This window comes from Chromohalobacter sp. HP20-39, from assembly GCF_033052815.1.
Taxonomy (GTDB): Bacteria; Pseudomonadota; Gammaproteobacteria; order Pseudomonadales; family Halomonadaceae; genus Chromohalobacter.
On sequence record NZ_JAWHTP010000003.1, the window covers coordinates 465,982 to 478,586 of the forward strand.

Annotated in this window: 14 protein-coding genes; 1 reads left to right on the forward strand and 13 read right to left on the reverse strand. The window is 54.9% G+C overall.

Annotated features, from left to right (window positions below; genetic code table 11):
• From RVY79_RS08830 to RVY79_RS08870, 9 genes are all read right to left on the reverse strand, one after another.
• Entirely contained in the window at positions 1–432 is a 432-nt protein-coding gene (locus RVY79_RS08830; protein WP_317463756.1) for a transcriptional regulator, read from the reverse strand.
• A gap of 2 nt (positions 433–434) precedes the next feature.
• Complete coding sequence (locus tag RVY79_RS08835; protein ID WP_317463757.1) at positions 435–725, reverse strand: type II toxin-antitoxin system HigB family toxin; 291 nt, start codon at positions 723–725, stop codon at positions 435–437.
• Positions 726–846: 121 nt separating this feature from the next.
• Positions 847–2,586, reverse strand: coding sequence for a sulfate permease (locus tag RVY79_RS08840; protein ID WP_317463913.1), 1,740 nt, complete (start codon positions 2,584–2,586; stop codon positions 847–849).
• 248 nt (positions 2,587–2,834) lie between these two features.
• Complete coding sequence (locus tag RVY79_RS08845) at positions 2,835–3,209, reverse strand: flagellar protein FlaG (RefSeq protein ID WP_317463758.1); 375 nt, start codon at positions 3,207–3,209, stop codon at positions 2,835–2,837.
• A 101-nt stretch (positions 3,210–3,310) separates the two neighbouring features.
• The gene (locus RVY79_RS08850; RefSeq protein WP_317463759.1) at positions 3,311–3,790 is read right to left on the reverse strand and encodes a hypothetical protein; all 480 of its coding nucleotides are present in this window, start codon (positions 3,788–3,790) and stop codon (positions 3,311–3,313) included.
• 102 nt (positions 3,791–3,892) lie between these two features.
• Entirely contained in the window at positions 3,893–4,438 is a 546-nt protein-coding gene (locus RVY79_RS08855) for a hypothetical protein (RefSeq protein ID WP_317463760.1), read from the reverse strand.
• A 188-nt stretch (positions 4,439–4,626) separates the two neighbouring features.
• Complete coding sequence (locus tag RVY79_RS08860) at positions 4,627–4,980, reverse strand: hypothetical protein (protein ID WP_317463761.1); 354 nt, start codon at positions 4,978–4,980, stop codon at positions 4,627–4,629.
• A 196-nt stretch (positions 4,981–5,176) separates the two neighbouring features.
• Positions 5,177–6,910, reverse strand: coding sequence for a PilZ domain-containing protein (locus tag RVY79_RS08865; RefSeq protein WP_317463762.1), 1,734 nt, complete (start codon positions 6,908–6,910; stop codon positions 5,177–5,179).
• A 188-nt stretch (positions 6,911–7,098) separates the two neighbouring features.
• Positions 7,099–9,681, reverse strand: coding sequence for an EAL domain-containing protein (locus RVY79_RS08870; RefSeq protein WP_317463763.1), 2,583 nt, complete (start codon positions 9,679–9,681; stop codon positions 7,099–7,101).
• Positions 9,682–9,866: 185 nt separating this feature from the next.
• On the opposite strand from RVY79_RS08870, the gene RVY79_RS08875 reads away from it, so the two are divergent.
• Positions 9,867–10,091, forward strand: a complete 225-nt coding sequence (locus RVY79_RS08875; protein ID WP_317463764.1) for a hypothetical protein — start codon at positions 9,867–9,869, stop codon at positions 10,089–10,091.
• A 92-nt stretch (positions 10,092–10,183) separates the two neighbouring features.
• Here RVY79_RS08875 and RVY79_RS08880 read toward each other — a convergent pair whose 3' ends face one another.
• The 4 genes from RVY79_RS08880 to RVY79_RS08895 all read right to left on the reverse strand — a co-directional run bounded on the left by RVY79_RS08880 (position 10,184) and on the right by RVY79_RS08895 (position 12,380).
• Positions 10,184–10,678 carry a type II toxin-antitoxin system YhaV family toxin gene (locus RVY79_RS08880; protein ID WP_317463765.1) on the reverse strand — a complete coding sequence of 165 codons (495 nt, stop codon included), beginning with the start codon at positions 10,676–10,678 and terminating at the stop codon, positions 10,184–10,186.
• The gene (locus tag RVY79_RS08885) at positions 10,675–11,010 is read right to left on the reverse strand and encodes a type II toxin-antitoxin system PrlF family antitoxin (RefSeq protein ID WP_317463766.1); all 336 of its coding nucleotides are present in this window, start codon (positions 11,008–11,010) and stop codon (positions 10,675–10,677) included. Before RVY79_RS08885 ends, RVY79_RS08880 begins: the two co-directional genes overlap by 4 nt.
• 160 nt (positions 11,011–11,170) lie before the next feature.
• The gene (locus RVY79_RS08890; RefSeq protein ID WP_317463767.1) at positions 11,171–11,398 is read right to left on the reverse strand and encodes a hypothetical protein; all 228 of its coding nucleotides are present in this window, start codon (positions 11,396–11,398) and stop codon (positions 11,171–11,173) included.
• 43 nt (positions 11,399–11,441) lie between these two features.
• Entirely contained in the window at positions 11,442–12,380 is a 939-nt protein-coding gene (locus RVY79_RS08895; RefSeq protein ID WP_317463768.1) for a hypothetical protein, read from the reverse strand.
• Between the last annotated feature and the right edge of the window lie 225 nt (positions 12,381–12,605).

Genomic DNA, 12,605 nt, shown 5'->3' on the forward strand with positions numbered 1-12,605 from the left:
TTAACCGGCAACACGGCGGGTGGGGCTGGGCTCCTTGAAGGTATCAGTCGCGATGCCAAAGCGCTCCGATAGCTCGCAGACTTGGCGCCAGTTGAGTTTACGGCGCCCGGCGAGAATGGCTGATACCACCGATTGAGCGCCTATTTCAGGTAACTCGCTTTGTGAAATCTGATGCTCCTGCATCAAATAACGCAGTACATCGACACCCGAAACGTCTGGCAGGGGCCGGCGTTCTTCATCGTAGGCTTCGATGACGTCCCCCAAACGACTCGCCAGGCTGGCAAGGAGATGAGATTCGTCGTCGCCAATCAGGTCGAGAAGTTCATCCAAGGCCTCGACACGCGCGTCGTAGTCGGCATCGTCGGTGGGTATGGTGAGCAGCGGTGCCAGATAGCTCCAATGCTGAGTGGCCTGTTCTACGAGCGTGTGCATAGTCACTCCTGTTTCCACTTGCCCTGATCGTATTCCGCATGCGTTAGGATATGACGGATATACACTTTCTTGGCTTGATAATGAACGATTGCAATCAATCGTAACTTATTGCCACCTATGTCAAACACATGGAGCCTACCGACTTTGTCGGTAGCGGGAAACAAGCGTTTCATGGCGTCGAAGTTTTGGGGATCGTTTGACTTAATCAGCCGATACCATGCATCCAGCGCGTTAGCAGTATTAGGATTGGCCCTTTTGGCGTCCCATATGCGCCTTTGTGTAATCACATGCACTGAATGGTGTCTCCTTGTGTTCGGATAAGCGTATAGCAATTTGCAATAAATAGCAATATGCTATATAGATCTCCCCAATTCTTATCTTGCTTGGTCATCGACTCACGCTTCGAGATGCAGCCTAGCGAGGGGCGTCCCGAGTCGGATTCACGGCGCTCTTCTCATCTCGCAGCGCTTCCCAGGCGTGATAAGTGCTGAGGAAGACGTCGCCGGTGAGATGGTCCAGGAAGTCGCTTTGCTTTAGCTGGTCCATCACCGGGCCTTTCACTTCGGCGAGGTGCAACTTGACCTGTGAGTCTTCGAGGCGAGCGTTGATGGCTTCCAGGCTTTCCAGCGCCGAGGCGTCGATGAGGTTGACCGCCGAGCAGATCAGTACCACATGCTTGAGTGCCGGGCGTTCGGCGACCATGGCGTAGACGGTGTCTTCGAGATAGCGCGCGTTGGCGAAGTAAAGGCTCTCGTCGACGCGCAGCAGCGCCACGCTGGGGTCGTGCTCGGTGGTGTGGCGCTCGACATTGCGGAAATGCTCGGTGCCCGGCACACGGCCTACCAGGGCGCTGTGCGGGCGACTGGTGGTGTAGAGAAACAGCGCCAGCGAGAGCCCCACGCCGACCATCACACCGATTTCGACACCGCTGACGAAGGTCAGCACGATGGTTGCCAGCATGGCGGCGAAGTCGCGCTTCGAGTAGTGCCAGGTACGCTTGAGGCCGCGCGCGTCGAGCAACGTGAAGGTCGAGACGATGATGCTGGCGGCGAGCGTGGCGATGGGCAGAAAGTGAATCAGCGGCGTGAGATAGAGCGTCACCAGCGCCACGCCCAGCGCGGCGAAGCTGCCTGCGGCGGGGGTACGCGCGCCGGCATCGAAGTTGATTACCGTGCGCGACAGGCTGCCCGTCACCGGCATGCTGCTGCTCATTGCGGCGGCGATGTTGCTGCCCCCCAGCGCGAAGAGCTCCTGGTCGGGTGAAATACGCTGGCGACGCTTGGCGGCCAGCATCTGCGCCAGCGATACCGATTCGATGAAGCCCACCAAGCTGATCAGAAATGCCGGCATGAGCAGCGTGCTGATCAAAGTCGGGTCGAGCGAGGGCAGTGCCAGCGGCGGTAGATGGCGCGGAATCTCGCCGACCACGGCAACGCCGTGCGCCTCCAGGTTGAACGCCCACACCAGCAGGGTCGAGATCATGACGGCAATGATCGGCCCAGCCTTGGCGATGAAGCCACTCAGTGTCGCGGTCATGCCCAAACGGTGCAGCGTGGGGCCGGCGCGGCGCATCACCATCAGAAACGCCAGCGAGCCGAGGCCGATCAACGCCGTGAGTATGTTGAAATCCTGCCAATGCGTGACCAGCCCGGCGAGCTGCTCGATCAGCGTGAACCCGGACATCGTGATGCCCAGCAAGTTGCCTAGCTGGCTGGTGGCGATCAACACGCCCGAGGCGCTGAGCAGGCCGGAAACGACTGGATGACTCAAGAAATTGGCGAAGAAACCCAACCGGAAGACACCCATCAGCATCAGCATGACGCCGGACAAGAACGCCAGTGTTGCGGCGGCCTCGCTGTAGGCGACGGTTCCCGTGGCGACGATGTTCGATAACGCCGCGGCCGTCATCAGGGCGACGATTGCCATTGGCCCCACCGCCAGCGTGCGGCTGGTGCCGAAGACCGTATAGGCCACCAGCGGCAGCATGCTGGCGTACAGCCCCGTCACCGCCGGTAGCCCAGCGAGCAGGGCATAGGCCAGGGCTTGCGGAATGACCATCAAGGTGACGATGACGGCGGCGAAGAGATCCTGGGATAGCGTGTGGCGATCGTAGCTAGGCAACCACTCGATGATGGGAAAGTAACGCTTGAGCATCCGGGTCTCGTTGGTGTGCAAGGAAGTCAGACTCCTGAGCGAAAAGATATAACGCTAGAAGTATTTCTAATAGATACCAATGGTGCGACGTGGGGGCCGTGTGTGCAAGTACGAGGGGGCTGGCACAAGGTGTTGTTTCTGGGTGGGACGAGGTGTATTGGACGTGTCTTGGAAGGGACTACTGATGCCGAATCGCAAGCGCGGCACCGGCGAAGCTGCGCATGGCCTCTCGGTGCCGGCCTTTTGAATCATACTTCCCAATCGACCAGCCGGCCTTGGCGTTGCTCCAGAGTTTCGGCGATGCGCAGTACTTCCTCGCTGGGGATCTGGCGGATCAGTTCCTGGCTCTCGCGGTCGACGATGCGTGTCACGATCCGCCCCTCGTATTCCGTTAGTTCAAATTGGACGTTGTAGGCGCTCATTACCTCGTTTACACGGCTAATGGGCTCGGCGAGCTCGCTCATGGTCAAGGACGATGACGCCGAGGTCCCCTGAGCGTCATTGTCGGGCTGGATGTGGGCGAGGGCCATGTCCAATCGCTGGCGGCCGCTCAACGGGTTGGGTGTGATGTTGGCGGTGGCGGGGCCGCTGTTAGTGGGAAATTCGGGAATATTCGACGACATACGCGTCCCTTGTTTGTTATCGATTTTGTTGTCGAGCGCAGGCTCTTTTCAGAGGCAGGCTCTTTTCAGAGAGAGCCTAAGAGCACTCGGTGGCAACCGGATCACGTCATCATGTCGATGTGCGTGTGCCCGGCATCGTCGCCGACGCCGATGTCGACGAAGAAGGCATGTCGAAAACTGCTATCGCGTTTATAAGCCTGGATCTTCTTGATGTCCTGATGCTTGCCGAAGCTATTGGTGCTTTTCTGTACCTCGATGGCGGCGAGGTTCTCGTGGGTTCCGCGATGATGGATGATGATATCGGGGTAGGCGGTACGTGCATCGGTATCGGCGGTATTGGTTACGGTCGTCATGTGCCGGGTGCGTTTGCAGGGGCCCGACCAGCGGTTGTATTCGCAGTCGACCTCCCAGTCGGGGAACGCCTGTTGCAGGTACATGGCCAAGCGAAAGGAAAGCGAGCGCTCGGTCGCTGACGCCTTGAGCAAAGAAGCGTCGCGCTCTAGAAGGGTTTCCAGAGCGTGGGTCAGCTTATCGTGGATGCTGGTGCCGGATTCCGTGATGAATGTACCGATATGGGTCATCGGAGGCCTCGTGTTTATTGTGCTCCACAAGCGCGTTAATAAAGATTGCGCTCTTATATCGCAGGATATCGACCGGAGTGGGCCAAACTTTAATGGTGTGCGTTAGACGGGCCGAAATTCGGCATGTAGTTTGCCATCGCGCACCATGACATACGCCATATTGCGTTTGCCGGCGTCGTCCAGCCAATCGAGTTCATTGACCCCCGGTTTGAGAACAGACTCTGCTGCTGCGAGCGATGTCGCGGAGGTGCCATTCACCGATATCACCACCGCGCCAATTGGCAAACGGCTTTGCAAGGGACTGTCTGCGCCGACCTCGACCAGTTGAAGGCCGGTGTTGGCGGGGTCTGCGGGTGCTTCCCCCTGTGGGCGAGGCGAGCCTGCGGATTCTCTTGGACGTGGCGAGCGTGCGGAACGAGCCGAGGGCTGGCGATTAGGCGGTGGAGATGGCGGAGCCTCACTCCGGCGCTGCGAACGGCCCTGGCGCAACTGCGAATGCGCGGCGGTCACCAGAAGCAGCATAACGATCAAAATGGCCGTCATGGCGATATTGCCGATAACGAGGGCGACCATGTGCTCGCCCAGTAGTGACGGTGCCTCGCGCTGAAGCATCAATAGCTTGTACGTCGTGTAAGGCAGGGTAGCCATGACCACAATCCACAAGACGACGATAACGATCTGACTGCGCAGTATTGCCCGCATGGTGTGCTAGCCACTTTCAAAGAAGTTCAGCAGGTTTAACGCATTTCAGGGAAAAATCAAGTGCTTCTTACCCTAAAGTGCGTACTAGCATTATGCTGTACCTTACAAGAAAACGAAGCATACGCGCCGTGACGTTACTGGCGCGTATGCGCCTTGACCTGATCATATAATGACTTGGCGTTATCCAAGGCGATGGCCTCGTTTTCATCCAACTGCAACAGAGAACCGCCAGTGGGGTCGCCGTTCTGGGCGGCGCGAATCACCGCCGCATGGCGGCGCGATACACTGGCGACATTCATCCGGATGGATAGCAGCATCAGCTCGAAGCGTTGTTTTTGATCCTCGCGCCGGGCGCGTTCCTCGACGGATTCGGTGGTTTCGATGAGTGACGCCAAGGTGGTATTGATCAACTTCTCGACCAGATCGAGACGCGGTATGATCTGATTGTTTAACTCGCTAACGGTGATTTGGGTGCGGGGTGAGGACATGGCAACGCCTGAGTGATAAAGGCCATAAAATGAGGTGGATGACAAAAGGGCCAGCCAAGCTGGCCCAAGGCTCGCCGGCTGGCAAGCGTCATACACAGCGAGTGTCGGTATCCATAAACGTAAAGCGCTCGCGATACCTACGTGAATGCTATCGGCCCGTTTGCCATGAACTTTAACCTAATTTTTTATTATAAAATCAATGCTTATGATCGACGCTATAATCATTGGGGTTGACAATACCTTCCAGCCGACCAATCTGGCTAAAATCATTGGAAGAGAGATACGTATCGATACTGGCATCGATGAAAGCTAGATTCTTGACGACATGGATCTGGGTCGGCATTCCTTTGTTATCGATATCCATGATCCAGGCGAGAAAGCCTCGCGAAAACTTGGCCAGGCTACCGATGGGATACAAGCCGTATTGCTGGATGTAGTCGATAATAACGGTGCGTTCATACTTCGTATCATTTTCATGCACCCAGCGATACGCATCCAGTGGTGTACGTGGCGACACACTATTGCGCTCGTTGGTGAGCTTGTTGATCACCTTGATGACCGAGAGCTGCTTCACTAGCTCGGAAAGCTGTTCGCCTGTTTTGCCTGCGGGGTATCCGCTGCCATCGAGCAGCTCATTGGCATTTTCGATGGTATCCAGGCATCCCTTACTGGGGGTCCAGCCCATCGCTGCGACCTTCTCGAGTAACTTGTCAACGTGGCCGAGGAGTATCTCCTTCTGCTGAGGTGTCATGTTGGTTTTAAGCGAGGGTAGCTTTTCGCTCATCAAAAGCGGCTTGCCCATCGTATGCATCAGTGTCCCCGCCACGGCTTCACGCAATTGACCCGAGTGTGGGTCGCGCGCGATCAGCATATCGGCAAAGTAGCCGGAGACCTGAACGGCATGGCGTACCCATTCGGGCTGATCACGCACGAAGGAAAGCGCATACAAGAATTTTTTACGGTCCTGTCTGGCGAGGAAAATCAGCGAATCGGTGCAATCATAAAGCGTTTCCTCGGGAAATGAATTCCAATTTTTAACGAAGATCAGCACGGCTTGAAGCTGACGCGAAATTTCTCGAATACCCTTCACCATCGGCGGCATATTGGTGGATTCGTCAGCTTTGGCTTGGTGCTCATTTTTCAAGATACTGCTTTCCTTCTTTCTCGGGACAAATAAAGGGGAGGGCCCCACGCCGCGCATATTCATTCCCACGCGATGCGCGGCCTCTCGTTCCGATTCCGAGACCAGCCTGAATAGCGTATTCTCCATATCCCGAGGTATATCAATGAATTGAATGCCGATGGCGGCATGGCCTTCATTTCCGAAAGGACGCATGTGGCGTATGGAACCCTGCGAATAAAAATATTCCCCATTGGGAAATTCGATGGTGATATTCGGCAATAGTTGATCGACGTACAGCGGCAGGCTATCTTCCAATGCGATATCGATCATGCAGCCACCACTGGAAAGGTTGCGCAGTCGCCCCTTGATGTTCAATTCGTCGGCATAAACTTCAACGTTGGCATGAGCGTTCATCCCCAGGATGAAGGGGATACGTACCGCCCCGCGTGACTCCTGAAGGAAGAGCTCATCCCCGAGCTGGCACTTTATTTCGTATAGCCCTGTATCCTTCTTGAATATCTTCGCTTTCACCTTCTCGAAATTGTATATTTCGGTTCCGTTTTCTGGAGAGGTGCCCTCGATTTCAATATCGAAAGAGAGGTGTTCCTGGTAGATATATTTATCGATATCACTTTTATGGTAATCGACGCTTAGATCGAACTGGCCTGTGTTCAGATCGAGATTGACGACTTCGGCGGATAGCGGTTTAGTCGTCTTTTTAGAAAAAATCGTGATGGCATGTTCCTTGGAGAGTAAGGAACGTAATACCTGCGCGGGATGATTTTCGGCATGGTCTTGAGTCAACATGGTTCACCTTGAGCTGGCTACTAATTTTTGGTTTTATATTTTATTATTGAGACCCATTTGCATCGGGAGGAGCTTTCATGCGGTTGTTGGCTACAGCCAGTTTACGTAAATTAAAATTTGCTTGCGAGATGTGGCGCGTCGAAATTTTGGGAAACGCAGCGTGTTATTATATATCTGTGTTTGCTAAATTAATGTCCTTGCGCCCAAGCCTCCAGAGTTGCAGGCAACACATCAGGTAGCGCCATGACAGCCTCTCGCGGCATGGGTTTGGCGAAGAGGAAGCCCTGTAGCAGGTCGCAATTCCGTTGGGCCAAATCCTGCTGTTGTTCACGTTCCTCGATACCCTCGGCGACCACTACCAGTTCCAGGTGGTGTGCCATGTCGATGATCCCTTGCACGATGGCGGCGTCGCGCGGGTCGGTGGTGATGTCCTTGATGAAAGCGCGGTCCAGCTTGACCTTGTGAATCGGTAGGTCACGCAGGTAACTCAGGCTGGAGAAGCCGGTGCCGAAATCATCGAGCGCTACCTTGATGCCCATCGACTTGAGTTGGCTGATCAGCTCAATGGCCTGCCCGGCACCGTCCAGCAACACGCTCTCGGTTACTTCCAGCTCCAGACACTCCGGTGGGAGCTCCGACGCGCTCAATGCCTGCTGAACATCCTCCAAAAACCCTGCACGCCGGAACTGTAGCGACGAAATATTGACGGCCACCGGCACCGTGCGCCCATCTGTCGCCTGCATGGCGGCGGCATCCTGACAAACACGACGTAGTATCCAGCGTCCCAGTGGAATGATTTGCCCCGTCTGCTCGGCAAGCGGGATAAATATCCCCGGCGAGATCATTCCCTTCTCGGGATGATGCCAGCGGATCAGCGCTTCCAGCCCACGGATGCGACCGCTCACCGCCTCTACGATCGGCTGGTAATAGAGTTCGAACTGATCATCCTGCAGCGCCGTATGCAGGTCGTGACGCAGTAGTACCGAGGCTTCGGTGATCCGCAGCTCGTCGCCTTCATACCAGTGCCAAGTATTACGGCCTTGCTGCTTGGCGTCAGCCATGGCCAGGTCGGCCCGTTGCAACAGTTCGTGGGCATGTTCCACGGAGTCGCAGGTACAGGCGATACCGATGCTGGCACTGATATGGACAGGCTTGCCTTCAATCTGGAAAGGCGTCGACAGGGCATCCAACATCCGTTCGGCCATATCGACCCCGGCCTGACAATCCTTGAGACGGGTGAAGAGCAGGGCGAACTCGTCACCGGTGAGGCGCGCCAGGGTATCGTCCTGGCCGAGCACCTGCTGCAGCCGGTCGGCCACCGCCACCAGCAGTTGGTTGCCGATATGGTGGCCTAGCCCGTCGTTGACCGTCTTGAAACCATCCAGGTCGAGATGCATGACCACCAGCAGGCGCCCCTCCTGCTCGAACGCTTCCTCCAGACGCTCATCGAGGGCGGTGCGATTAGGCAAGTTGGTCAGCAGGTCGTGCGTCGCCTGGTATGCCAGTTGGGCTTCCTGTTCACGCTGCCGGGTGATGTCCTGCTGGATGCCGATGTAGTGGGTGCAATGGTCCTGATCATCGAATACCGGGCTGATGGACAGATGATTCCAGAAGGGGGTGCCATCCTTGCGGTAGTTGAGAAGCACTACATCCGCTGCCCGTTGCTCAACGATGGCACGGTGAAGGGCGGCGATTGCCTCCGGTTCGGTATCGCTTCCCTGCAGGAAACGGCAATTGCGGCCCAGCACTTCCCTGGGGGGATAGCCGGTGATGTCGTAGAAGGCCTCGTTGGCATAGACCAGCGGCATGTCGGGCTGCGTGGCATCGGCCATCAGAACCCCATTGGGCGTTGCCTGGATGCCGCGCTCCAACAGATGCCGCGACGCCTCTGCCTGCTTGCGCTCGGTGATGTCGCGACAAATTCCATAGACCCCGATGACCTCGCCATCCACGGAGACAGGGAAATTCAGTATCTCCAGGTGGTAGGCGTGGCCATCATGATGCGTCCCCATGGTTTCGTACTGGCGTGAGCCGCCTTCTCGGGCCACATCGAAACTCGCCTGGGTGAACTCGCGGTAGGCCGGCTCAACGAATTCGTTGAAGTGATGCCCAACCAGGGCCTCCTCCGAGTAGCCGGTGATACGGGTCAGAGCGGCGTTACCGCGTTGGAAGCGGCCTTCCATGTCGAATTCGTAGACGCCGTCGGGATGATTCACGAACAATGAGCGGTGCCATTCGGCGAGCGTACGGTGGCTGGAAGCGTCGCGGTCTCGGATGATCGCCAGCGCCACAAGCGCGGCGGCCTGACGTAGGCGGCGTTGACTCGTGTCGGTAGGGTGGAAGGGCTGGCGAAAATAGGTACCGAAGGTGCCCAGCAATTCCCCCTCGGCCGTCATCACAGGGTTCGAACAGCAGGCGCGTAACCCTTCGCGCTCGGCCGCTTCGCGGAACGCCGACCAGCGCGGGTCCGTGCGGATGTCCTCCGTCACCACCGGCTCTCGACGATAGGCCGCATCACCGAAGGAAGCCGCATCGGGGCCGATCGGCACGCCTTGGAGTCGCGCCTGGTAGGCGGGGGAAAAGCGCAGGGTAGGGTAGAGGCTCAGCGTCTGATGCTGGGAATCGAAACGCATGAAGGCCACGACGGCCTCCGGCAGCAACACCTCGATCCAGCGGGCAATGGCATCCAGCGTCTCGCCGAGCGGCGACTGTCGAGCGATCCGCTCGTGGACTTCCTGTTGCGATTCCATTAGTTTAAGTTCATTGAGCAAGCCGCAGCCTCCATCTCCTAGGGGACACCTTATTCTGTATCAGCATATAGAAGGCTTGCCTTACCGACTTCCACTATCATGCATAGTGGAGTAACACTTTGTAATGGGCAAGATATGCTGGGCCCTGTGGCTGTTTTGTAGGTGGATGTGTCTCGCCCTGTTTCAACATTGAGGAGGAAAAGAAGATGCCTTACATCAACACGGCTGAGCGTCTGGGGCTTGAGAAAGGGCGCCAAGAAGGGCGTCAAGAAGGGCGTCAAGAAGGGCGTCAGGAAGGTCAGTTAGAAGCCAGGCAAGAAACCGCTCGTAACCTGATCAAGCTGGGTGTACTGAGCGATGAGCAGATTGTCGAAGCCACCGGGCTGACAGTGGCCGAGGTGCAAGCAATGCGTGTCGACGAGAGACACTGATTGATTTAGTGGCCAGCTTGGCCATGCGGCTGGCCCGCCCACCGTAGCGGTTGTGCGGGAGAGAACTTGTTCTCGATAGTTTTAGCCACCCTTCATCGCGATGCGTTGGCGTCCAACAGCGCTTTTAAGCGTTCGTCATCACCACTGGCAGCTTTCCTTAAGTCATCCCAGCTATCCGGCGGGTTACCGTTCTCGAGCATCTTGTGGAAGACAGCATAGGCGTCGTGCTTGCTGTCATAGGCGCGTTTGGTGGATTCGTCGTTGACCCAGGCGTAAATGAGGATCTTGCTGGCGAGGTCGTAGCGAAAGAACAACCGGTATTGCTGATAGAATTTTGCGCGGTGCCAATGGGTATGCGCTGTTCCAAGTGTGTTCCCTTGGCGATACTGAGGGCCTGATGGGTCCTGGGGGATGTCGTTCAACGCCAGCTTCACAATCGCGGCCAGACGCTTGGTGGCGGGTTTGCTCTGATATCCAGCCGGATCTTTCGCTTGCAGCCGTTTCACCTTGTCGGTCAACGCATCGACCTGCTCCAGAAAGAGTGGATGGGCGTAGATCGTCCATCCATTGATCTTCAGCGGGCTCATGCGTCGTCATCGTCTTCTGGCAGCGTCTCATCGAGGTCTACCTCAATGCCCGACGTTAGGCGTTCAGCCTCGGCAAAGGTGCTGGTGGTGACAGGACGAATGTTTTCCGGATGCGCCTGCAGATCGCGCTCCAGGAATGCCAAGAAGCCAGCTACCACGGGATCTTGGCTGGGCTTATCATCGGCACGCGAGAGCACGACTTCTCCATTGGGACGAACCGTATAGTGAAGCCGATCACGACGCTTTAGTTTGAGTGCGCGTCGAACCGATGCCGGCACGGTCGTCTGGTAGCGATCCGTGAGGGTGGAGTCATCCTCAATGGCCGTGTTCATGATTGGCCTCCGCTCGATGGCAATGCAAGGGAAATAGAGAAAAGGTAATGCAATTGCATTGTGCGGTCAATAGAGTTGTTCCTTTCTGAAATGCGGCTTGTGCGGCACGAAAGAGAAGCGCTTTAGCATTTCATTTTCTATTCCCTCGAACGTTGAAGAGTCAGCGGAGCATGTTTTGTACTTTTTCTGAATTGACCTTTTGCTGTTGATCGTATTTTATTTTTATATTTTGATATTGTGTCTCGAGTTTTTTCACCTTGTTCTCGAGTGTTTTTGTTTTTTCTTGAAGGTTCTCTAGTTTTTCTCCGTACTCGCATCCCGTCAACACGATAGTTAAAAAGATAAGTGCTATGGATTTTGGTAGTGGAGGTGCTTTTTTTGCCGTCATTTCCTGCTCCTGGATATTTTAATTTCATGTTATTGGTGAAGCTTTAGCGTTTTTTCACAGAATAAAAACGCTTATGGAGAAATGGGCATGCTTTTCCCCATGTGTCTCTGACAAAAGGAGCGATACGCTCTTCAACAGTTTTTTGTATGAATACCAACGTAAGTGAAAAGCCGAATAATTTCACCATGTTCATGACAAGCGTTGAGAAATAAAAAACATAGAAGTATTGGGACTTTTCTTGGTAGCTTACATCAAGCGCAGTCGTGATCTCATTGGCCATGGCGACTTTGAAGGAATTGATGATAACGTAAAGATTGACAAAAAATCTTGATACCTCGTTATCGATGGTTTCGTCGATAGAGCGAGTTTCGGCATAAGTTACAAATGAGGAGAAATCGATTTCGCTGCTGAGAAATGTAAATAGATCATGAGCACTGAGAATCATGGAGAGGAGTAGGTTCAGCCAAAATGCCGTTACAATAGTGGAAATCATCGATATGGCATGGTGTGAGACGGAGTCCGTAGCATTGTTGCCAACGGTTTCCTTGATAGTGCCAATGTTGATCGCTCGAACAAAAAGGGCTGCAATGCCTACTATGATTAGCATTGACCAAAATCCATATGACAAAGACATGCCTTTTAATACTACGATAAATGCCAGGGATAGAAACGCAGCGGTAATGATAGAGAGAGCAATCTGCCCCCATGGTTTATCTTGCGAAAGATAGGCGGTGAAAAAGGACTCTTTTTTTAAATAAACGCGCAGTGCTTTTCGACTACCCATTCGCAAGTCGAGAACCGAGCGAAATATCAAATAGCTCGTAATGATAAAAAGAAATAGAGCTGTCATGTCGCTGATACCAAAGAACAGCATGTGACATGCAGTCAAAATCCCCATGGAAGCCGTGATAAAAAGCAGGTGGGTAGCGTTCCGTAGTGTGACGGACAACGGGGCATCGTTTTTTGAAGAGCTATCATCCATAAGTATTGTATCACAGGTGTATGAGGTATCAATAGGCCGTCTTAGCGCACCTGATCGGCTGATGGGTCGAAAACTTTAGGCTTGGGATGGCTGCTATGTTTGTAGTCGCCCCACGGTTTTTTTAAACCTATATTATAGCCCTACCTATCAGGGCATGTACGTTTGTCATGCTGGTAGCTGCCACAGAGACTACAGCGCCTGGCATCAGGGCAAGTCTGCACGTTA

What these genes read in the sequence shown, in the direction of transcription:
- RVY79_RS08830 (WP_317463756.1), bottom strand. Translation starts at nt 432, where the DNA reads ATGCACACGCTCGTAGAACAGGCCACTCAGCATTGGAGCTATCTGGCA.
- RVY79_RS08840 (WP_317463913.1), bottom strand. Translation starts at nt 2,586, where the DNA reads ATGCTCAAGCGTTACTTTCCCATCATCGAGTGGTTGCCTAGCTACGAT.
- RVY79_RS08845 (WP_317463758.1), bottom strand. Translation starts at nt 3,209, where the DNA reads ATGTCGTCGAATATTCCCGAATTTCCCACTAACAGCGGCCCCGCCACC.
- RVY79_RS08850 (WP_317463759.1), bottom strand. Translation starts at nt 3,790, where the DNA reads ATGACCCATATCGGTACATTCATCACGGAATCCGGCACCAGCATCCAC.
- RVY79_RS08855 (WP_317463760.1), bottom strand. Translation starts at nt 4,438, where the DNA reads ATGGCTACCCTGCCTTACACGACGTACAAGCTATTGATGCTTCAGCGC.
- RVY79_RS08860 (WP_317463761.1), bottom strand. Translation starts at nt 4,980, where the DNA reads ATGTCCTCACCCCGCACCCAAATCACCGTTAGCGAGTTAAACAATCAG.
- RVY79_RS08865 (WP_317463762.1), bottom strand. Translation starts at nt 6,910, where the DNA reads ATGTTGACTCAAGACCATGCCGAAAATCATCCCGCGCAGGTATTACGT.
- RVY79_RS08875 (WP_317463764.1), top strand. Translation starts at nt 9,867, where the DNA reads ATGCCTTACATCAACACGGCTGAGCGTCTGGGGCTTGAGAAAGGGCGC.
- RVY79_RS08880 (WP_317463765.1), bottom strand. Translation starts at nt 10,678, where the DNA reads ATGAGCCCGCTGAAGATCAATGGATGGACGATCTACGCCCATCCACTC.
- RVY79_RS08885 (WP_317463766.1), bottom strand. Translation starts at nt 11,010, where the DNA reads ATGAACACGGCCATTGAGGATGACTCCACCCTCACGGATCGCTACCAG.
- RVY79_RS08890 (WP_317463767.1), bottom strand. Translation starts at nt 11,398, where the DNA reads ATGACGGCAAAAAAAGCACCTCCACTACCAAAATCCATAGCACTTATC.
- RVY79_RS08895 (WP_317463768.1), bottom strand. Translation starts at nt 12,380, where the DNA reads ATGGATGATAGCTCTTCAAAAAACGATGCCCCGTTGTCCGTCACACTA.